Annotated in this window: 17 protein-coding genes; 11 read left to right on the forward strand and 6 right to left on the reverse strand. The window is 33.6% G+C overall.

All coding sequences use genetic code 11. The features are described from left to right. Positions 1-30: 30 nt before the first annotated feature. Both pfkA and FND99_RS17540 read right to left on the reverse strand, forming a co-directional pair. A complete protein-coding gene (pfkA, locus tag FND99_RS17535; protein WP_144339238.1) occupies positions 31-1,017 on the reverse strand; it encodes a 6-phosphofructokinase in 987 nt (328 codons plus the stop codon). Between the two features lie 308 nt (positions 1,018-1,325). Further along, positions 1,326-5,813, reverse strand: a complete 4,488-nt coding sequence (locus FND99_RS17540) for a translocation/assembly module TamB domain-containing protein (protein ID WP_246074241.1) — start codon at positions 5,811-5,813, stop codon at positions 1,326-1,328. 208 nt (positions 5,814-6,021) lie between these two features. On the opposite strand from FND99_RS17540, the gene tsaD reads away from it, so the two are divergent. The 8 genes from tsaD (at position 6,022) to FND99_RS17580 (ending at position 13,336) form a co-directional block, all read left to right on the forward strand. Continuing rightward, the gene (tsaD, locus tag FND99_RS17545; protein WP_144339239.1) at positions 6,022-7,044 is read left to right on the forward strand and encodes a tRNA (adenosine(37)-N6)-threonylcarbamoyltransferase complex transferase subunit TsaD; all 1,023 of its coding nucleotides are present in this window, start codon (positions 6,022-6,024) and stop codon (positions 7,042-7,044) included. Between the two features lie 3 nt (positions 7,045-7,047). Next, positions 7,048-7,755, forward strand: a complete 708-nt coding sequence (locus FND99_RS17550) for a 16S rRNA (uracil(1498)-N(3))-methyltransferase (protein ID WP_144339240.1) — start codon at positions 7,048-7,050, stop codon at positions 7,753-7,755. A 143-nt stretch (positions 7,756-7,898) separates the two neighbouring features. Next, entirely contained in the window at positions 7,899-8,537 is a 639-nt protein-coding gene (locus tag FND99_RS17555; protein WP_144339241.1) for a DUF4159 domain-containing protein, read from the forward strand. 114 nt (positions 8,538-8,651) lie between these two features. After that, positions 8,652-9,149, forward strand: a complete 498-nt coding sequence (locus tag FND99_RS17560) for a TrmH family RNA methyltransferase (RefSeq protein ID WP_144339242.1) — start codon at positions 8,652-8,654, stop codon at positions 9,147-9,149. 282 nt (positions 9,150-9,431) lie between these two features. Continuing rightward, positions 9,432-10,391, forward strand: coding sequence for a zinc metalloprotease (locus FND99_RS17565; RefSeq protein ID WP_144339243.1), 960 nt, complete (start codon positions 9,432-9,434; stop codon positions 10,389-10,391). Positions 10,392-10,494: 103 nt separating this feature from the next. After that, positions 10,495-11,586: an AI-2E family transporter gene (locus tag FND99_RS17570; RefSeq protein WP_144339244.1), complete on the forward strand. Its 1,092-nt coding sequence runs from the start codon at positions 10,495-10,497 to the stop codon at positions 11,584-11,586. A gap of 2 nt (positions 11,587-11,588) precedes the next feature. Further along, complete coding sequence (locus tag FND99_RS17575; RefSeq protein WP_144339245.1) at positions 11,589-12,770, forward strand: class I SAM-dependent methyltransferase; 1,182 nt, start codon at positions 11,589-11,591, stop codon at positions 12,768-12,770. Positions 12,771-12,772: 2 nt separating this feature from the next. After that, entirely contained in the window at positions 12,773-13,336 is a 564-nt protein-coding gene (locus FND99_RS17580) for a hypothetical protein (RefSeq protein ID WP_144339246.1), read from the forward strand. On the opposite strand, the gene FND99_RS17585 is transcribed toward FND99_RS17580, so the two are convergent. Beyond that, entirely contained in the window at positions 13,337-13,990 is a 654-nt protein-coding gene (locus tag FND99_RS17585; protein WP_144339247.1) for a M15 family metallopeptidase, read from the reverse strand. It lies immediately after the preceding gene. Between the two features lie 324 nt (positions 13,991-14,314). Here FND99_RS17585 and FND99_RS17590 point away from each other — a divergent pair, with 324 nt between their 5' ends. Continuing rightward, positions 14,315-14,833 (forward strand): hypothetical protein, encoded by a 519-nt coding sequence (locus FND99_RS17590; protein WP_144339248.1) that lies wholly within the window; start codon positions 14,315-14,317, stop codon positions 14,831-14,833. Positions 14,834-14,982: 149 nt separating this feature from the next. Here FND99_RS17590 and FND99_RS17595 read toward each other — a convergent pair whose 3' ends face one another. After that, positions 14,983-16,086, reverse strand: coding sequence for a fatty acid desaturase family protein (locus tag FND99_RS17595; RefSeq protein WP_144339249.1), 1,104 nt, complete (start codon positions 16,084-16,086; stop codon positions 14,983-14,985). Positions 16,087-16,585: 499 nt separating this feature from the next. On the opposite strand from FND99_RS17595, the gene FND99_RS17600 reads away from it, so the two are divergent. Both FND99_RS17600 and FND99_RS17605 read left to right on the forward strand, forming a co-directional pair. After that, positions 16,586-18,367, forward strand: a complete 1,782-nt coding sequence (locus FND99_RS17600; RefSeq protein WP_144339250.1) for a glycoside hydrolase family 9 protein — start codon at positions 16,586-16,588, stop codon at positions 18,365-18,367. A gap of 27 nt (positions 18,368-18,394) precedes the next feature. After that, the gene (locus FND99_RS17605) at positions 18,395-19,168 is read left to right on the forward strand and encodes a ThuA domain-containing protein (protein WP_144339251.1); all 774 of its coding nucleotides are present in this window, start codon (positions 18,395-18,397) and stop codon (positions 19,166-19,168) included. 15 nt (positions 19,169-19,183) lie between these two features. Here the strand turns inward: FND99_RS17605 and FND99_RS17610 are convergent, their stop codons facing one another. Further along, entirely contained in the window at positions 19,184-20,371 is a 1,188-nt protein-coding gene (locus tag FND99_RS17610; RefSeq protein ID WP_144339252.1) for an MFS transporter, read from the reverse strand. A 165-nt stretch (positions 20,372-20,536) separates the two neighbouring features. After that, a complete protein-coding gene (locus FND99_RS17615; RefSeq protein ID WP_144339253.1) occupies positions 20,537-21,520 on the reverse strand; it encodes a YheT family hydrolase in 984 nt (327 codons plus the stop codon). Between the last annotated feature and the right edge of the window lie 2 nt (positions 21,521-21,522).

The following is a 21,522-nucleotide window of genomic DNA, read 5'->3' on the forward strand; positions in this document are numbered from 1 at the left end:
AACTTCTTTCCTTTTTTAAACTTTTATTTATTAGGTCGACATAATGTCTGACACTCTTAATAATTCTCTATCAATTTCTGATTTTCCTTTAATAGCCTGTTCAAGTGGCGTTAAAACAACTTTATCTTCTTTAAGTCCAACCATATAATTTGATTTTCCTTCAATTAAAGACTCCACAGCTTTTACTCCTAAACGGCTTGCCAATACACGATCAAAACAAGATGGAGAACCACCACGCTGCATGTGTCCTAAAACAGATACTCTTACGTCGTACTCTGGCAAATTAGCCTCAACGTAATCTTTTAATTCGAATACGTTTTTACCAATTTTATCGCCTTCGGCAATAACAACTATACTTGATGATTTTCCTGAAGCTTTACTTTTTTGAAGTGAATCTAACAAACGATCTAAACCAAGATCTTCTTCAGGAATAAGGATTTCTTCTGCTCCCGCCCCAATTCCGGCATTAAGAGCAATATGACCAGCATCTCTACCCATAACCTCTACAAAAAACAGACGATTATGTGAACTTGCTGTATCTCTAATTTTATCAATACAATCTACAACAGTATTTAAAGCAGTATCATAACCTAATGTGAAACTTGTACCATAAATATCATTATCAATTGTACCAGGAATTCCCATTACTGGAAAATCAAATTCTGAATTAAAAATTAATCCTCCGGTAAAACTTCCATCTCCACCAATAACCACTAGAGCATCAACTCCAGCTTTTAATAGATTATCGTGTGCTTTTTTTCTACCTTCTGGGGTTCTAAACTCAACCGAACGAGCCGATTTTAAAATCGTTCCGCCTTTGTTTACAATATTATTTACGCTTCGAGGGCCCATTTCTTTAAAATCACCTTCGATCATTCCTTGATACCCTCTATAAATTCCTATGCATTCTATATTATGATAAGCGCATGTTCGAACAACTGATCGTATTGCAGCATTCATTCCTGGCGAGTCTCCTCCTGAGGTTAGAACACCAACTTTTTTTATTGTTTTTGGCATTATTTAAGTATTAAGTTGTAAAATTAGCAAACATTCACCACTTTTCCGGCTATGTTTATCATAATTTAATAAAATATGTTAAATTCAAACGTTTTCGTTAATAAGTTTTTTGATACCAAAAAATTCATTTAAAATAATAAAAGGCACATATTTTAATTAAATCCTTAAAATTAACAATACATAAATGAAGTGTTATAAAATTGCGAAGTACACTTCAATTCAAAAAAGTGTTTAAAAATCTAAAATTAGCACAAAAAAAAACCATTACGCGAATAATGGTTTATAATTGGATTTTTTTTAACAATATCCTAAAAGTCGTCATTATCAGGAATTAAGCCCTGATTATTGTTTTGAGGCGGTGGTTTCTTTTCTTCCTCCTTTTTCTCTGGTTTCTTTTTATTCTTATCCGCATCTTTTTTAGTGGTAAAATTGATATAATCCGGATTTAAATACGAATCCTGAACATCATCACCAGAACTTTTTATAGAGCGTTCTAATTTATGGTTCTTAAAGAGTTTGTTTACTAATTCGCTAAACGTATCAAAATCGACCTCATATGAGATACCCACACCTTGCGTATAGCCAATTCCTTGTCCTATATAATTAATGTCATTTTCTTTATTAAAAAGTCTCAGGTTCATTGAGCCGTCTTCATTTACTCGGTACAAAATTTCAATATCTCCAACAATAGCTGATTCATTAACTCCTCCTACCGGAACACCAACTTTTCCGTTTATCGAAATTTTTTCATTAATCTGCGACGAAATATTGGCCACAAACTGACCATCTGCTTCTTGTCCGATTCTTTTATCAGCAGAAATAAAATTCAAATCGATATTTACTTTGTCATTATCTGATTTGATAATTCCCCCCAATAAACTTGCGGCAGTTTCGGCAAAAGTTCCAGACAAATCGCTCTGATTAAATCCGTCAGGACTCATAAACGAACCTGTCGAAAGCAAATACAAAGCCTGTGTCTGACGAACGTCTTTATCGTCTAATTTATATTGAATTTCCGATTTCAATACACTGCTCACCGATGGAAACTGAATATCAAAATTAGGATCCGGACTTGCTAAATCTCCTCTTAAACCAATAACAACTTCAACCGGCACTTTTTTATTAAAAGAAGAATTCTCTAATAATACAGCAGGATTTGCCGATGTTCTATAAACCGCTTCAAGATTCAGCTGGGCTTTCATTGGGTTTCCTTCCCAAATAATCGAACCTCCTTTTTTAACCGCAAACTTTTTGTCGATCAAACCGCCGTATTTAAAATTGTACGTTCCTTCATATGCCTGGAAATCTCCCCACATATTAAACTTGCCCAACGTATTGATTTTAAATAATAATGATCCGTAACCTTTTCCTTTCATACCGTGTCCGGAATTTCTGTCTAAGATTACTTCGACTTCAGCGTCTGGCGTGATATCAAAATCAAATTCTAATTCAAGACCATTATAATTTCTTGTTTTTTCAACAATTCCGTTTGCTAAATTATATTTCTCCTTCGGTGTCACAAAATGGATCCAACTACTTTCTGCAGTACTCTGCGCATTGTTAATCGGAATTTTAACCTCGGTTCCTTTCTCAGATTTTGCAGCAACCTTAATAAACAAACCATCTGTAGGCCCTTTAATGCTGGCTGTTCCGTTTATGAATGCCGTACCAAAATAGGCAGCATCTTCACTGTCTTTAGTATCAAGTGCCAATAATCTTTTTGAAGTAACTGTTAAATCAAGCTTCCAGTCTCCAAAATTATGATGCTCAATTGTTCCGTTTAAAAGCCCTTTTGTTTTATACTTTGTATCGGTCATTTGATTATTTCTGAACAAAAACTTCTCATCCGTCAAATCAATTACGGTGCGGTCGCTTAATTCATAATCGGTATTTAGATACGGAATTGTCATTCCAGCTTTTTCAACATATAATCGTCCGTTGATTTCAGGTTTTTTTAAATTCCCAACAACAGACGCATTTCCAGAAACCGAACCTCTTACATTTGAAATAACATCACCACCAACTGGCCCTAACGTTGCCAGATTAAATCCTTCGAGCTTCAAATTTAAATCTAAAATCGTCTCTTTATTTTCAATTGCAAAAGTTCCGTTTGCTTTAAACGATTCCGCAAAACCATTTTGAATATTAGAATTTATGGTGAATTTTTTAAAGCTTTCATCTCCGGCAATATCAAAATTCAGCGTTCCTAATTCGGTTTTATTCAAGTTAAGATGATCAATTTTAATAGAAGCCGTGGGTTGATAAACATTTTTATTCTGCTTATAATTGACGCTTCCGTTCAAATTTCCGTTAAAAACAAACTTAGAATTTAAAGGCGTAATTTTATTAATATCAACGTCTTCAAAATTCAAGACGAGATCTTTATAATCGGTTCCTTTGATCACTCCGTTTAAGTCAATTTTTTGATTTTCGTGCGATAAAACGATATTATCAAAAGTGAAATTTTTAAAATACTGATCTATAACAATCTGATTGTCTTTTTCTGATTTTTCGTTTAAATACCATAAATAGTCTTTAAACTTCATTTCAGATTTTTTGATTCCAACAATATTGTTTTTATTTTTATCGATGGTATGAAACAAATCGAGATTAAAATAATCCTCGCCTTTATCGCCTCCTTTAAACTCGGAACGAACAAACAAAGTATCTTTTGATGTTACATTGATCAAGTTAAAATCACGTATTTTGTAATACGGTGTTTTGATGCTGTCTAACTCCACAAAGGCATTATAAAGCGCATTTTTATTATCAATATTGATTCGGATATTATCGAAAGTATTTTTATCTGCAGTAATTTTTTTCGATTTAAACCTGAACTTAAACTCTTGTAAATCGGCATCAATTTTTCCACGTACAACCGTTGACGAATCCACATTCACTTCTGGATAAAGCATTTCGACAACCTTGTCATAAACATGGAAATTGAAACGCAAAAATTGTCCTTTTCTAACTGGATAAGGTTTGTAATTCGTATATAGACTTCCAACCGAATTCATAACCAATTTACCCAGCTGATCAAAACGGAATTTACCCACGATTTTTCCATTTACAACATCCGTGGAATTAACTGTAATAGTTCGAAGCCTGTCTTCATCAAAACTTGAGTTGATTGTAATATCATCAAAAGCGTAAGTGTTTTTCGGATTTATATAGACCGCATCTTTTATAAAAATGTTTCCTTGAAGATTTTCTATAGAATTACCAGAAACCTGAACAACGGCATCTCCATTAAAATGCGAAATAGAATCAGATACAAATTTTAATTTTTGCAAATTGGCATTCTCGACATTGATATGAAAATCGTATCGGTTTTCGCGTTTGCTCAAATCAACCAAACCGTCAAAATTCAAACTCAAATTCGGATCGTTTACCGTAACTTCTCCTTTATAATAAGGCAATTTAAAATTACCATTTACCGTGATATTATTATAGGTGTATTTGTTATAATCTAATTTTATAATGTCACCTTTAATAATTGTATTCAAATATTTCTCTGTAAAACCAACACCATCAACATCAATATTTAGTGTTGTTTTGCCAATGTCTTTTCGCGCGAGCAAAGCACCAACATTGAAATTATCCAAAATAATATTCCCAGAATACGAAGCTTTATCAATAAAATCCATATTATTCAGGTGAATATCAGCTTCTCCGTTTCCTAAATCGGTGATCATTTTAAATTTCGCTTCCAAATCTGTCGTCGAAACTTTTGCTTTACCGGTAATATTGAATGTGCCGATTCTTTGCAATTCTTTCGGAAGTTTTTTTCCTAATACATTTGGCAATAAAACGACTAGATTATCATAGCTGGAAATCAGTTTATCAAACTTTCCATCCATTGAAAATTTCTGCATTTTATCTCCCAGAAGATTTTTAAAATTGATATTCCCAACAATTCTAGAACCATTTCTATCTGACAAACGCAAACCATGCAGATTTAAATTATTCAAGGGCCCTTTTAGTTTTGTTTTAATCTTAAAATGTTGATTCCGGCCCAATCCATCATAAAAATAACGAATATCATTTGAAGCAATTGAAGCCGAATCAATAGCAACATCAAACTTTACTTTATCAGTAAAATGAAGAAAATCCTCTACTTTATAATTCAAAATAGCATAACCGTAAATAGATGATCTTTTGGTTTTTATAGCCAGATTTTCAACTTTAATCTGTTTTTTTGTATAACTGAATTTCCCTGCAAAGTTGGAAACATACAAACCACGATGATCCAAAAATGAAAACCTATGGATATTGGTATTTACATTTGGCCCGTATAGCTGAAACTCACTGATATAGGCGTTTAACTTAGTAAATTCAAGAAATTTTGGCGTATTTTTATTCTCATCAATAACAGAGAAAAAGCCTTTTGTGATGTACGCATTTTTAGCAGTAAGCAAAAAATGTTTTTTAGATTTTGAAGGTTTTTTAGATTCAAACAACTTAACAAATTTGTTGATGTTGTTCTCATCTTCATTTTTATAGGTCTTCAAATTAAAAATCAAGCCCGTCAATCGAAGATCGCCAAAAATCAGATCGCCGTCCATCAATCTGTTAAAACTCAAAATATCGGTTGTAATAATTTCAGATACAATCATCACCTTTTTGTGATGGTCTAAAATCAAAACATCCTTTAGTTTTACACCACCAAAAATATTGATTGCGACCTTTCCAACAGTGATATTCGCATTAAAATCTTCGCGAAGAGAATCTGTCGCATATCTGGCAATTTTTGTCTGAACAACAGGCAAAGACAGTATGATAGCAAGCGCCAACAAAAGTAAAATTATCCCAATGAGGGTTCTGGATACTATTTTCTTTACTTTTTTGATAACTGCTTATATTTTAGTTTTCTTTTAAATTTATTTTGCACAGACAAAGAACAGCTGTTTTTCGATAAAAATTCTTTAATTTTGGCTTCTTCTTACAATCAAAGAAAATCAATAATTTGATTCGTCAAATATAATTCAAAATTTGTGCCTTTATATGCAAAATTCAGAGGTTTTTATACTTGCCATTGAAAGTTCCTGCGATGATACTGCCGCTGCAGTTTTACATAACGACAAAGTACTCTCAAATGTTGTTGCCAACCAGTTAATTCACAACCAATATGGCGGTGTGGTTCCTGAATTGGCTTCAAGAGCGCATCAGCAGAATATTGTTCCGGTAATTGATGCCGCGCTTCGCAAAGCAAATATACAAAAAGAACAGCTAAGCGCCATTGCTTTTACACAAGGTCCGGGATTGATGGGTTCATTGCTTGTTGGCGGTTCGTTCAGCAAATCATTATCCCTTGCGCTAAAAATTCCGTTGATTGCGGTAAATCATATGCATGCCCATATTTTGGCGCATTTTATAGATGAGGAAGGCTATGACAAGCCTGAATTTCCTTTTCTTGCCTTAACAATTAGTGGCGGGCACACGCAAATTGTAAAAGTAAACAGCTTTTTTGACATGGAAATCATTGGCGAAACTACTGATGATGCCGTTGGAGAAGCTTTTGATAAAAGTGCCAAAATCCTTGGACTTCCTTATCCTGGAGGGCCTTTGATTGATAAATATGCAAAAGAAGGGAATCCAAAAGCGTTTCAATTTACGAAACCAAAAGTTCCTGGATTGGACTTTAGTTTCTCAGGTTTAAAAACGGCGATTTTATATTTTATTCAGAAGAACAAACAAGAAAATCCAAATTTCATTGAAGAAAACTTAAATGATATTTGCGCTTCTATCCAACATACTATTATCGAAATTTTGATGGATAAGCTGAAGTTAGCCGTTAAAGAAACCGGAATAAAGCAAATTGCTATTGGTGGAGGTGTTTCGGCAAATTCTGGAATCAGAACTACATTAAAAGAAGCCGAGAGCAAATATGGCTGGAAAACTTTTATTCCGAAATTTGAATATACGACAGACAACGCAGCAATGATTGGAATTGTTGGTTACCAAAAATACTTAACACAACGTTTTGAAGATGCATCTGTAGTTTCAAAAGCGCGAATTCAATTTTAATTTATGCAATTATTCTACAATCCTGATATTGACGAAACAACAGAAAGTTTTTCTTTTGACAAAGAAGAAAGCCGTCATATAATAAAAGTTTTACGCAAGAAAGATGCCGATATTCTGCATGTTACAAATGGTCAAGGATTATTATTTGAAACCCAAATAACATTAGCCTCTGATAACAAATGCATCGTTGATGTGCTTTCGATTCAAAAATCTCCAGAACCAAAATTTCGTCTTCATTTAGCTGTTGCTCCAACAAAAATGAATGACCGTTTTGAATGGTTTTTAGAAAAAGCTACCGAAATCGGGATTCAGGAAATTACGCCTATTTTTTGCGATAGATCGGAACGAAAAGCCATAAATGCAGATCGTTTTGAAAAAATAATTCTTTCTGCAATGAAGCAGTCTAATGAAATGTTTCTTCCAAAATTAAATCCAGCAGTTTCCTTTAAAGAATTCATTAAACAAAAAAATACAGGTATCCAATTCATCGCTCATTGCGAAGAAACCGACAAAAAATCGTTGAAAGAAGCTCTGAAGCCGAATGAAAATGTAACCTTATTAATTGGTCCCGAAGGTGATTTTTCTGAAAAAGAAATTGCATTGGCAATCGAAAATAATTTTCAGCCAGTTATGTTAGGAAATACTCGATTGCGTACTGAAACTGCTGCGGTTGTGGCGTGTCATAGTGTAGTGTTTTTTAATGAGGTTTAATTACTTTCTTGTCATTTCGACGAAGGAGAAATCTCTACAAGTGGCTCTACAAAGATTGGCAATTGTTGGCGGAGTTACTCGCGAAGATTTCTCCTTCGTCGAAATGACAAAATGCGGCAGATAATTAAAAGATTTATAATTATATGAAAAAAATATTCTTGCTATTTTTATTGATTTCAATTTCTTCTTTCTCACAAGAAATTGCGTTGCTTAAATACAGCGGCGGCGGTGATTGGTATGCAAATCCAACTTCATTGCCAAACCTTATTCGTTTTTGCAATTCTAATATTAATACAAGAATAAAAGCAAAACCATCAACAGTTGAACCAAGCAATCCCGACTTGCTTTCCTACCCTTTCGTCCACATGACAGGTCACGGAAATGTCGTTTTCAGTGATTCTGACGTTGCTAATCTAAGAAATTATTTGACCTCAGGCGGTTTTCTTCATATTGATGATAATTATGGAATGGATCAATACATTCGAAAAGAAATCAAAAAAATATTTCCAAATAATGATTTAATTGAACTTCCGGCCAATCATCCTATTTTTCAAAAACCGTTTCCTTTTCCAAACGGACTTCCAAAAATTCACGAACACGACGGCACTCGCGCGCAGGCTTTTGGGATTTTCGTCGAAAACAAATTAGTCTTACTATATACTTACGAATGTGACCTTGGCGACGGCTGGGAAGATCCAGAAGTTCATAATGATCCAGCAAATGTTCGGGATAAAGCCTTGAAAATGGGCGCGAACATCATAAATTATATTTTTACTAATTAATGATTAGTTACAAGTGATTAGTAACTAGTAATTCATGAAATTATTTAGATTCTGACTCACCACTATTTACTAATTACTAATTACTAATTACTAATTACTTTTCACTTAAAAAAAATGCAGCTCACTCACGAAGAAAATCAATTTGAAAGAAAAACGTTTCCGATAACTCTTGTCTGTGATCATATTTATTTTCAGCAGAATATTGGTTCGCTTTTTAGAATAAGTGAGGCATTTGGTGTAGAAAATATTATTTTTTTAGGAAAAGATATTCCGCTTACGCCAAGAAAAATAAATAAAACGTCCCGAAGCACACATTTGCATGTCCCATATAGAGTTATTGAAGAAACTTCAGATTTGATAACGCATCTTCTTGAAAACAACTTCGAAATTATTTCGCTTGAAATTACAAATAACAGCAAACCGCTAAAAGAAGTCGTTATTCCTGATAATCAAAAAATTGCACTTATAATCGGAAATGAAATCAACGGAATTTCAGACGAACTTCTCAAAATTTCACATCAAATTGTGCACATAAATATGTTCGGAAAAAACTCTAGTATGAATGTTGTGCAAGCTGCAAGTATTGCACTTTATGAGATTACTTCTTTATAAAAAGATCTTTTTGAAGCATCCTATCCTTTTTTTGGCGATTTGATTTGCTTAATTTTTCGGTAAACAACAGATAATCAAGACAAAAAACACCTTAAAAACACAAAAGAAAGAAAAAGATTACTAATATTTTTTATCTAATTTTTGTAGGAATCAACATTTGTAAGGGTTTGTAAAATTTCTCACAAAATAATCTTTGTAATATTTTTCTACAATATTTTTTTGTTATAAAATTGCGTTATAATTAACCAAATTTAATTTTTTATAACAAAAACCCAAATTATTATGAAAAAGATTTTTATTACCGCAGTTGCAGCGTTAATGCTGTTTTCTTGTCAAAATGACCAAAATGAATCAGCTGGTTCTGAAGCAAAAGTTGCAACAGTTCGTTCTTGTGCTTCACAAGATGTATTGGAAGCGCAATTACAAGCAGACCCGATGCTGGCCATTAGAATGAACCAAATTGAGGCATTTACAAATGAACAGTTGCTTAAAGGATTTTCTGGCCGTTTAGTTAACGGCAAAATTGAAATTCCTGTAGTGGTTAACGTATTGTACAAAACAACTGCACAAAACATTTCAAACGCACAAATCCAAACCCAAATTGATGTGCTAAACAAAGATTTCAATGCTTTAAACTCTGATTACAACAGTGTTCCTGCACTTTTTGCCGGCGTAAAAGCAAACATCGGAATCACATTTGTTCTTGATCAAGTTATCCGTAAATCGACTACCAAAACATCTTGGGGAACTAATGATGCGATGAAAAAAACAGCTCAAGGCGGAATTGCTCCAACATCTCCTACTACAAAACTTAATCTTTGGTCATGTGCTATTGGTGGCGGAATTTTGGGTTACGCACAGTTTCCTGGTGGTGCTTCATCTACAGACGGAGTTGTGATCGATTCTCGTTATTTCGGATTATCTGGTGCTGCAAATGCTCCTTTTAATTTAGGAAGAACTGCGACTCACGAAGTTGGACACTGGATGAATTTACGTCATATTTGGGGTGATGCAACTTGCGGAAGTGATTTAGTAGCAGACACTCCAACGCACAATGACGCAAATTATGGCGTACCGGCTTATCCGCATTACAGCACTTGTTCTGGAACTCCTGTTGAAATGACAATGAACTACATGGATTATGTTGATGATAATGCAATGTACATGTTCTCGGCAGGTCAAAAAAGCAGAATGATGGCAATTTTTGCGTCTGGCGGACCACGAGCTGCTTTTGCACAATAAAACCAAGTCAAATATTTTTAAAAAGCGAGATTTAACGGTCTCGCTTTTTTTGTCCTTAAAATTTTAAAAGCTTTTTCCTATATTTATGGTCTAAAACCTAAATATGATAACGCCAAAAATCATTTCGAACGGAATTTTAAGAGCTTTAGCCACAATACTTGCTATTTGCCTGATTTTGTACTTTTTATACGAAATACAAACCGTAATTGTATATCTCTGTATTTCATTGATTCTTTGTCTGATTGCAAATCCATTGGTACAGTTTTTACGAAACAAACTAAAATTCAGCAATTCATTGGCAGCGACCGTAACCATTATACTTTTTATATTATTAATGGTTGGTTTTATACTTCTTTTTGTGCCTTTAATTATTTCTCAGGCCAATAATTTAGCACTTTTAGACACCAATCATTTACAGTCGCAATTTGTACAGACAGAACGAACTCTCGAAAACTATTTTAATATTGAGCACGTTGATCTCAGCAAAATGCTTAGCAGCTCTAAAATAACCTCAGCATTAGATTTTAACTATTTCACCAGTTTTATAAACTCCATAATGAGTTTTATGGCGGATATGGGAATGGGTTTGGTTTCGGTATTTTTTATTACTTTTTTCTTCATCAAAGATCAGGAAGCTTTTAAAATCCAAGCCCGAAGAATTCTTCCAGACACAAACGAAGACAAGATATTAAATTCAATAACAAAAATAAACCATTTGCTTACTCGCTATTTTATTGGTTTGTTGTTGCAGCTTACCGTGGTTTTCATTTTATACCTAATCGTTCTGATAATTTTTGGAAACAAAAATGCCTTTGTAATTGCATTTTTATGTGCCATTTTAAATGTCATTCCGTACATAGGTCCAATTATTGGAACTATTTTGGCTGCATTATTAACGATGATCAGTTTGATCGGAAAAGATTTCCAGTCAGAAATTCTGCCAACAACCATTTACGTCGTAATCGGGTTTTTATTAGTACAGGCAATTGATAACAATATAAGCCAGCCCATAATTTCATCAAAAAGTGTAAATTCGCACCCGTTGGAAATCTTTTTGATTACTTTAATCAGTGGTATTACGTTTGGAATCGTGGGAATGATTATTGCCATTCCGGTTTATACGATGCTAAAAGTAATTTTAAAAGAGTTTTTTCCTGAAAATAAAATCGTCTCCGTATTAACAGAAAGAATTTAGCTTTGAACACTATTATTTTGCACCAAGAAATTCAAGATTTTATATCTCAAAATATTGGTGCTTCGATTGCAAAACTGGCACTTCAAAAAAATCCGTTTCCTGAAGCAGACTGGATTTCGATTTTAAATCAGATTGAAGCCAAAACAAAAGCTAAAGAAAAACTGCCAACTTGGTTTAAAACCGAAAACATTATTTATCCTAGCAAAATTTCTGTTGAACAGACTTCTTCAGAAAAAACGGCAGCATATAAAGCTTCTTTAATATCCGGAAAAACCTTAATCGACCTTACAGGAGGTTTTGGTGTTGACGATTATTATTTTTCACAAAAATTTGAATTTGTAACACATTGTGAAATCAATTCCGAATTATCAGAAATCGTAAAACATAATGTAAACCAATTAGGAGTAAAAAACCTGACTTGCTTTGCAGGTGATTCTGCCGAAATTTTAAAAAATTCCGATCAAAAATGGGATTGGATTTATATTGATCCTTCACGAAGAAATGATGCAAAAGGCAAAGTTTTTATGCTGAAAGATTGTCTGCCTAATGTTCCTGACTCACTAGATTTTTACTTTGAAAAAAGCGATTCTATTTTAATAAAAACAGCACCTTTGCTGGATATTTCTGCCGGATTATCTGAATTGAAATTTGTAAAAAACATTCATATCATTGCGCTTGAAAATGAAGTAAAGGAATTGCTTTTTGAAATTCATAAAAATTATAATGGAGAAATAACGCTAAAAACGGCAAATATTCTAAAAGAGAAAATAGAAACATTTGAATTTGTTTTAGGCAATGAAAATGAATTCCCATCATATCATTTGCCACAAAAATATGTTTACGAGCCTAATTCTGCCATTATGAAATCGGGCGGGTTTGATGAAGTGAGCACTTTTTTCAAAATAAACAAGCTTCACAGACATTCTCATTTATATACTTCAGAGGAATTAATTGCGTTTCCAGGCCGAACTTTTGAAATCGAAAAAGTGATTCCGTACAGCAAAAACGAAGTAAAAACAGCGCTTTCAAATCAGCAGGCAAATATAACGACACGCAATTTTCCGGAAACGGTCGAAAACATCCGAAAAAAATGGAAAATAAAAAACGGAGGAAATTTATATTGTTTTTTTACAACAGATAAAAATGATAACAAAATAGTTTTAATTTGCAGAAAAATAACTTAAAAATGAAACAACTAATTACGCTGACCTTTTTTCTATTAACCTTTACAGCATTTGCACAAAAACCTTGCGAATACAGCACAAACGTAACCGACTCAATTGGCACTTATAAAATTACAAACGAGTATTTGATTAGTGAAAAAAACTTTGGCGGAAGCGCTAGTTATGTCTTTTTTTCATTAGCCCAAACAGACGGATTGCCAACACTTAATTTACAGCTTATTCAAAAAAGCAAAGATTTTATAAAAGCGAACTGTTTTGATAAAAACTCACGTGTATTTTTACAGCTTCAAAACGGAAAAGTGGTGACGTTAATGCATATTAATCAAGAAAATTGCGGAACACTTATTCATGATAACGGATTTGACAATCGAGTAAATACAGGAATTTTTATGTTCATGAAGGACAATTACGAAGAACTAAAAAAATCTCCTGTAACAATGATGCGTATTAAATATTTAACGGATACTGAAGATTATATCGTTAAAAGCGAATTAACATCTGAAATGAATGGCAAGGTGTATAATCCTGATACTTATTTTATTCAGAATATTAGATGCGTTGAATAATTATTCGCATTTCCAGTTTTGATTTGAAACCTTTTCTTTCAAACCTGCTTTTAAATTATAATGCCACCATTCTGAATCAAAGGAATTAAAACCGTTTTTGATCATTATTTTTTTCAGAAACTTTCGATTTGATTTTATTTCTTTTGAAAGATTTTGATAATCATGGCTGGCTTCGATACCAAAAAAATCAAAAGGAGTTCCCATATCAACTTCTTTTCCATTTGCATCAACTATTGACATATCAACGGCTCCTCCTCTATTATGGATGGAGCCTTTTTTTGGATCTGCCACATATTGAGGGTTTGACACAATTTCCCACATTCTTTTTTGAATCGACAAAGGTCTATAGCAATCATACAATTTTATTCGAAAACCTTTTTTCTTGAAGTCGTTGTTAGCCGCAATTAGTGCTTTTACGGTTTTCATTCTCAAAACACATTCGGCGCAATCATAAACTTTTGCTTTCAAAAAATTATCTTCGGTTGCGTATTTCATATCATACACAAAATCAGTACTGAAATCCTTTAGATTAACGAAAGAAGTATCTGGAATTTCTTGTTTTACAGGAGTTGCATACGCTTCATTTTGGGCTTCTGAAGAAATGTTCCAAAAAAGAAAACCAGCAAAAAACAAGATTTTAAAAGATTGCGACATAGTATTTTTATTTAAAATTGGAAATTAAGCAAAAAATCGGAATCTAGATTATATTTTAGAATTTAGATTTTAGATTTTAGATTTAAACTTTCAACTTCTAACTTTCAACCATCAACCATCAACTATAAACCATCAACTATAAACCATCAACTATAAACCATCAACTATAAACCATCAACTATCAACTATCAACCATCAACTATCAACTATCAACTATAAACTAAAAACTATTGAATAACAGCAAACTAACAATTTTCCTTTTTTTTTATTAAATTAGCTAAACAACACTTTACAATTCAATAAGTTAATTCAAAAGAAAACACTATGAATAAAAGATTCAAACATTTACTTATAGCTGCTCTGGGATGTTTTTCAATATTAGCGTGCAAAAAAGAAAGCATAAAAAATGTTCCTAAAACCGACTCTACTTCAATTAGGACCGAAGCTTTGAAATCAGATTCTGTAGTCATAAATCCGACTGATACATTGACAAATCTGGTGGGCAAAAGTGTAATTGGCACGCATTTATTATCTGAGAGCAAATTAACTCCAAGATTAAAAACACTTTTGGGTACCGATTATGATCAAATGGTAAAATACTGGAACACAGAAACTCCTTTTGAAAAAGAAGGCGAAATTTTGCACGCCAGCGGCTGTAAACAGCATGACTGCAATACCTATTCATATGATTTATATATCGATATAAAAAACAATAAAATCAACGTCTATAAATTCAGCGAGTCAAAACTAAATGTCTTCGCCGAAGATAATTTCAATATTGTCCTAAAAGATTCATTGCTCAACGACTTGAATATAAAGAAAAGCAACGCTAAAATTAAATAAGTCTTAAAGTCGAAAGTCATAAAGTCTTAATGTCGAAAATGAAATGTGAAATGTGAAATACTTTAACTATAAATATATAAATAAAAAAAGCGGTATAATACCGCTTTTTTTTGGACTTTCGACTTTCGACTTTAAGACTTTCCTCTTCTCTAAATCTCCCCCGTCATCAAAATATTTTCTTGAATTCCTTTATCTCTCAGCATTCTAAAGTGTGAACGCACGGCATGATAAAACGGATACGAAGTATATGGCAGATTATATTCTTCAGCATAACGCATTATGATTGGCGTGATATACGGATAATATGTATGTGCAACGCCTGGAAATAAATGATGCGCCACATGATGCGTAAAACCTCCGTATAAAAAATTAGCCAATTTGCTGTTAGTGCTAAAATCTTTCGTTACAATCATTTGGTGCATTGCCCAAGTTGCAGAAAGATTTCCGTCTTCATCAGTTCCCGGAAAATGTGCATCTTCGTCAACATGTGTTGATACAAGTGCAACGACTCCTAATGCGCTTCCGCATAGATGCATCGCAAACCATCCGCCTAAAACTAAGTACCAAGGCTGGCTCAAGACAAGCATTGGAACGAAAAGCATATAAGTCAGATTTATAATTTTTGCTGCAAATAATCTATAAACTTCACGTCTCGGAATCTTTTCGACTACTTTTTTGACATAATTGTTTCTTGTCCCAAAAAAGTCTTTAAAATCACGAATATAAATCCAATTCAAGCTATAAAGAGGATAAATAAACCACATATAAATATGCTGGTATTTGTGATAATTAAACAGCGGACTGTTTGGAAAAATCCTGATGATGTCGCTCTGTTTGATATCAACATCCCAATCTGGAACATTTGGATACGCATGATGCAGGTTGATGTGACGACGTGTCCAGAGCCAATGATTGCTTCCAAAAAGCTCTAAAACATACATAAAGCGTTCGTTGTATTTTGCTTTTTTGAAAAGGGCTCCGTGAGCGGCATCATGAAAGGCATTAATAAAAAGGACGATCATAGTAAAACCACACAAAATGTAAAACAGAAATAATAACGGAGTGCTGTTTCCAAACAGCAAAATACAGGCGTAAAATAAAAAGAAAAGAATTACAAGTCCGACAGACTTAATAATGTTCAACAGATACAATGATGAGTTTTGTAAAACAGTTTCGTTCACTTCCGTGCGCAACTTTTTAAAAAAATCATCATTGCCCGCTTTAACATAAACTGGGCGTTTTAATTTTTCCATACTATTTGGTTTTGCTAGAAATTGTCATACCAAATTTAATAAAAAAAAGTTAAAGCTCGTTAAAACAAACCCTTAGCATTTAAAAAAAGTAAGAATTTCTTAAACTTAAAATAACCGTTGGTTTTATAACTTTTTGTTTGATTTTTATTACAATGGCAAATTTTAGATTTCCTAAATTTTATTTCTATTTTATGTTTATGCTTGGAGACATTTTTTTTCTTCTTTTTATTTTGAATATGCAGAAAAGAGGTTTTTATTTAGCAAAAAAGGGTTTCTGAGAGCTTTATTTTCAAGCAAAAAATCTATCAAATACACATCATTTTTTTTCTGATTCCCGTCAAATAGACCGTAAATAGTACTTATCGTTCACAGAAGCAAATTTCAAGGGCAATAAAAACCTAATGAAAAATTTTTATCTTTTTTGTAATTTGCCAATCACAGTATCACTGTTGTCAATAGAACATAATTCTAAATAATTCTTTTTGCTAAAAATTATACTATGCCAAAATTCTCCAAACCATTACCATATGTCATACTAGCGCTGTTTTTTTCTATTATGGCTTATAGCAAAGCTAATATTTATGTAAATCAAGTTGGTTACAATCCAAAAAGTCCAAAAATAGCTATTATTGGTGTTCCAGATAATCTTAGAGACAAAGCAACTTTTGATATTATTGATGCCAAAACAAACAAAACGGTATTTACCGGTTTAATTGGAAAAGCTGAAAAAGTGGAGGATTGGAAACTTGGTGAAATCTATTATAAAGCCGATTTTTCATCTTTTGAGAAAACGGGAAACTACAAAATTACGCTCAAAATTGCAGATCAAATCTACGAATCACCGCGATTTTCTATTGAAGAAGATATTTTGGCAAAACGAACCATTTCGTCAATTGTACATTACTACAACAAGCAAAGAGCAAATACTCCGGAAGAACTTGAGGCCGATAAAGACATGCTTTTATTTGGCAGCACAAAAAGAGTCGACGTTCATGGCGGATGGTGCGACGCGTCTGGTGATGTGAGCAAATATATGTCGCATTTAGCCTACGCTAATTTCATGTCGCCACAACAAACGCCACTTGTAACTTGGTCGCTTATCAATACATCTGAAACCATTCCTGAAAAACTTACACAATGGAAAATAAAAGATTCATTAGATGATGAAGCGCTTTGGGGTGCTGATTATTTAATGCGTTGTCTCTCTAAGGAAGATTATTTTTATATGATTGTTTTCAGCTATTTTGATAAAAATCCGGCAGCAAGGAGAATTGTTGGACTCAAAGCCAATAGTGTTACTACAGATGAATATCAAAGTGCTTTTCGCGAAGGCGGTGGAATGGCTATTGCGGCTTTGGCGAGAATTTCGCAATGGAAAAAAAATGGCGATTTTACCTCTGCACAATATCTTGACGGAGCGAAACGAGCTTATACACATCTTCTAATAAATAATTCAAAATACGATGATGACGGAAAAGAAAACATTATTGACGATTATTGCGCTTTAATAGCGGCCACCGAATTATGGATCGCAACAAATGATGATTTCTATAAAAAAGAAGCCAGAAAATGGGCGCATAATCTTGAAAATAAAATGACCGATAAAGGCTGGTTTAAAACCAATGACAACGATCGACCATTTTGGCATGCTTCAGATGCAGGTTTACCAGTTGTAGCATTAACCAGATATTTGCGAAAAGAAGAAGACAATAACGAAATAAAAGCAACAAAAAATGTGATTAAAAAAGCATTAGAATATAATGTCGCCGTAACCAATAATGTAGAAAATCCGTTTGGATATGCGCGACAAACATTTTTGTTCGAAAATAAAGCAAAAGACGGCTTTTTTATTCCCCATGAAAATGAAACCGGTTGGTGGTGGCAGGGCGAAAATGCAAGGTTAGCATCGCTGGCAACTGCAGCAATTGAAGGTGGAAAAAGTATTTCAGTTGAAAAAAATAGTTCTCAGAAAAAATCACTTGATTTATACGCTTCACAGCAATTATCCTGGATTTTAGGTTGCAATCCTTATTCTGTTTGCTTTTTATATCAATTTGGAGAAACGAATGTTCCGTATATGCATTCAAATTACGGGCACGGTTCAGAAAAAGGAGGTATTTCAAACGGCATTACAGGCAAAGATGGAAACCCTGATGGATCAGGAATAGATTTTAAGATGGATGTTGAAGGAAATGACGAATGGCGCTGGACGGAGCAATGGATTCCGCATTCAGCGTGGTATTTACAGGCGATTACAGCTTTGGTCGAAAATAAAAATTAGAATTCAAATAACGGTATTTTAAATTAAATGAAAAATTTAATATTAGCAATTGTCTTACTTCTCCTTAGTTTTTTGCTACATGCAAATTGTTTCGGACAGTCAAAAAAAGAAAAGTTCAAGGTTTTAGTTTTATACGAAAACGGAGGGCATCATTTGCCATTTACAAAGGCAGCAAAACCTTGGCTTGAAAAATTGGCAGCCGACAGCAGTTTTACAATTGATTATATCGAAAATACTAAAACCATAAACGAGGCTCTTTTAAAACAATACAAAGTTTTTATGCAACTCGATTACCCGCCGTACACTTGGAGTGAAGAATCGATGAAAGCATTTCAAAAATACATGAACAGCGGAAAAGGCGGCTGGGTAGGTTTGCATCACGCGACTTTGTTGGGAGAATTTGACGGATATCCGATGTGGCAATGGTTTTCTGATTTTATGGGCGGAATCAAATTTGTGAATTATATTCCGACTTTTGCAGACGCCGAAGTAAAAATTGAAGACAAATCACATCCCGTGTTTAAAGGAATTAAGTCTGATTTTTTGATACAAAAAGAAGAATGGTACATTTATGATAAAAGTCCGCGTGCGAATGTTCATGTTTTAGCTTCAGTAGATGAATCTACGTACAAACCCGACTCAGAAATCAAAATGGGTGATCATCCTGTAATTTGGACAAATGATCATTTTGCTTCACGAAATGTTTATATTTTCATGGGACATTCGCCAGAATTATTCAACAATGAAGCGTACACGACATTGCTTAAAAATGCAATATTTTGGGCAGCTGGGAAAAATTGAAAATTTTAGAAATAACTAAACGTTTTGTCTTTTTCTTTTGCCGTAATTTCTTTTCCACAGTAACAGAAACACGATTCCCATAAATAAAACTAAAATATCGATTTTCATTATTAATGGAATTCGCATGATATGATCATTATAATAGCTTCCGCCTAATAAAGCGCCACAGCCAATTCCTATTTCCATAGAAATATACATGGTTGCAATGGCTTTTCCGCGATGTTCCGGCTGGCTTAAGTCTATTGTCCATGCGTTTATTGCCGGTGACAATATCCCTGTTCCCATTCCGTAAAGCGCTGCACCTACTAACATGATATTGAGTTCTCTTCCTTCACTGATTACAAATAATGCACAAGAAGTTATAATTAATCCAACAAGAATAACATTTGTACGTCCGTATCGGTCAGAAACTTTTCCGGCACCAAATCGTACTAAAACAGAAGCGATTGTGAAGGCGGTAAAAAATACTCCTTTGTTATGCGCTCCAAGATGCTCGCTCCAATCTGGAATCAATGTCAAAATCAAACCATATGCAGTATAAGAGAAAAAAGTAATAACTCCCGCCGGAAGCGCGCCAATATCAATAATATCTTTTTTGCTGATATAAAACATAGATCGATGAAGTTTTTCCTTTGTAGCCAAAGTTTCTTTCATATTCATTACTATCACAATCGATAAAAAAGCAAGAAAAGAAGAACTGTAAAACATAACATTAATGCCAAAAGTGTTTACAACCATTCCGCCAAGTGCGGGTCCCAAAGCTCCTCCAATACTAAAACATAAACCATGCAAACCTAATGCTTCGCCCCAACGTTCCTGCGGAATAATATCAGCCACATATGCAGAAGTCGCTGTGGGTTTAAATCCGGTCGAAAAACCATGCACCAACCTTAAAAACAGAAATCCTGAAACCGAACTCAATACTGGATATAAAAATCCGCAGATGACACAAACTGTAGATCCAACCGCCATAACAGGAACTCTCCCCCATTTATCAGTCAGTTTTCCACTAAAAGGACGCGATATTCCTGCTGTAAGAGTAAACAATGAAATAATAAAACCCTTATACTCTGCACCGCCCAAACTGCTTAAATAACTAGGAAGTTCTGGAATAATCATATTAAAACTTGACGAGAACAAGAGTGAACTCATACAAAGTAAAATAAACTGAAGCGTGTAAATAGATTTTTTATTTTGGTTCATTATCGGTAATTAGAATATTTTCAGAAAAGAAAAAAAGGAGAATTTTGCGATGCAAAGATACTTTTCTAATTCTAATTGAATTTGAGAAATCTGATGAAAATGACAAATTAAATACGTACTCTGAAACACAAATATTTAAAAGAAATAATTTAGAGCCCAAAAGAATTAATCCACTTTTAAATCTGAAGATTCTTTACAAGATTTAAAAAACTTATAAGCTCTTTTCTCCGCATATGAATACGTTGAATTTTTAAGTGGAAAAGCGCAATGTCCACCGTACTTTGGAGTTTCTAAATAAACATATTTACTTTCTTTAGCAATTGCTCTTGGATAACATCTTTCGCCCAAAAAAGGATCATCAAGCGAATTGACAATTAAAACCGGAGTCGTTATGTTTTTTAATGAAAATTCAGGAGAAACACGCTGATAATAATCGTCTCGGCTCGCGAAACCATGCAGCGGTGCAGTAAAATATTGATCAACTTCATCAAAGGATGAAATATTATCGATCTGGTCGCGGTTTATAAAATCAGGAAACTGTGTTGCTTTATATTTCAGTTTTCTTTTAATGTCAATCGTGAAATTCTTTAGATAGACTCTGTTAAAGCCTTGTTTAAGTACCTCAGCGCTTGTTGCAATATGCGTTGGAACAGAAATTGAAACTCCCGCTTTTATGCGTTTATCAATTTTTGTCCACCCAAAATAATTCAAAAGCTGTACACCACCCATTGAATATCCAATAAGATAAACATCTTCAAAACCTTTTCTGAAAACAAACTGAACGACTTCATCCAAATCATCAACAGCACCATGATGGTAAAGTCTTGGCAAGCGATTCATTTCACCTCCGCAAGTACGGTTATTCCACGCAAAAACTGAATACCCTTTTTCCTGAAAATAAGAGGCACAGCTGTTATTGTAAGTTCTTCGGGAATCACCTTCCAAACCATGACATAAAATCACGGCTTTTTTAGGATCGTTTATAACAAAGTCGACATTGATGAAATCTCCATCATTCAATTCCAGTTTTTCTCTTGTATATTCAGGAACATCAAACTTTTTAATCAAAGCGGCATATATCGTAGAAATATGCCTATTCCTATGAATAATAGAAGGAAAATCGTATTCTGACTGTTCAATTACCGGCATGA

This window comes from Flavobacterium daemonense, assembly GCF_007341385.1.
Classification (GTDB): domain Bacteria; phylum Bacteroidota; class Bacteroidia; order Flavobacteriales; family Flavobacteriaceae; genus Flavobacterium; species Flavobacterium daemonense.

What these genes read in the sequence shown, in the direction of transcription:
- pfkA (WP_144339238.1), bottom strand. Translation starts at nt 1,017, where the DNA reads ATGCCAAAAACAATAAAAAAAGTTGGTGTTCTAACCTCAGGAGGAGAC.
- FND99_RS17570 (WP_144339244.1), top strand. Translation starts at nt 10,495, where the DNA reads ATGATAACGCCAAAAATCATTTCGAACGGAATTTTAAGAGCTTTAGCC.
- FND99_RS17595 (WP_144339249.1), bottom strand. Translation starts at nt 16,086, where the DNA reads ATGGAAAAATTAAAACGCCCAGTTTATGTTAAAGCGGGCAATGATGAT.
- FND99_RS17610 (WP_144339252.1), bottom strand. Translation starts at nt 20,371, where the DNA reads ATGAACCAAAATAAAAAATCTATTTACACGCTTCAGTTTATTTTACTT.
- FND99_RS17590 (WP_144339248.1), top strand. Translation starts at nt 14,315, where the DNA reads ATGAATAAAAGATTCAAACATTTACTTATAGCTGCTCTGGGATGTTTT.
- FND99_RS17565 (WP_144339243.1), top strand. Translation starts at nt 9,432, where the DNA reads ATGAAAAAGATTTTTATTACCGCAGTTGCAGCGTTAATGCTGTTTTCT.
- FND99_RS17615 (WP_144339253.1), bottom strand. Translation starts at nt 21,520, where the DNA reads ATGCCGGTAATTGAACAGTCAGAATACGATTTTCCTTCTATTATTCAT.
- FND99_RS17585 (WP_144339247.1), bottom strand. Translation starts at nt 13,990, where the DNA reads ATGTCGCAATCTTTTAAAATCTTGTTTTTTGCTGGTTTTCTTTTTTGG.
- FND99_RS17550 (WP_144339240.1), top strand. Translation starts at nt 7,048, where the DNA reads ATGCAATTATTCTACAATCCTGATATTGACGAAACAACAGAAAGTTTT.
- FND99_RS17555 (WP_144339241.1), top strand. Translation starts at nt 7,899, where the DNA reads ATGAAAAAAATATTCTTGCTATTTTTATTGATTTCAATTTCTTCTTTC.
- FND99_RS17605 (WP_144339251.1), top strand. Translation starts at nt 18,395, where the DNA reads ATGAAAAATTTAATATTAGCAATTGTCTTACTTCTCCTTAGTTTTTTG.
- FND99_RS17600 (WP_144339250.1), top strand. Translation starts at nt 16,586, where the DNA reads ATGCCAAAATTCTCCAAACCATTACCATATGTCATACTAGCGCTGTTT.
- FND99_RS17580 (WP_144339246.1), top strand. Translation starts at nt 12,773, where the DNA reads ATGAAACAACTAATTACGCTGACCTTTTTTCTATTAACCTTTACAGCA.
- tsaD (WP_144339239.1), top strand. Translation starts at nt 6,022, where the DNA reads ATGCAAAATTCAGAGGTTTTTATACTTGCCATTGAAAGTTCCTGCGAT.
- FND99_RS17560 (WP_144339242.1), top strand. Translation starts at nt 8,652, where the DNA reads ATGCAGCTCACTCACGAAGAAAATCAATTTGAAAGAAAAACGTTTCCG.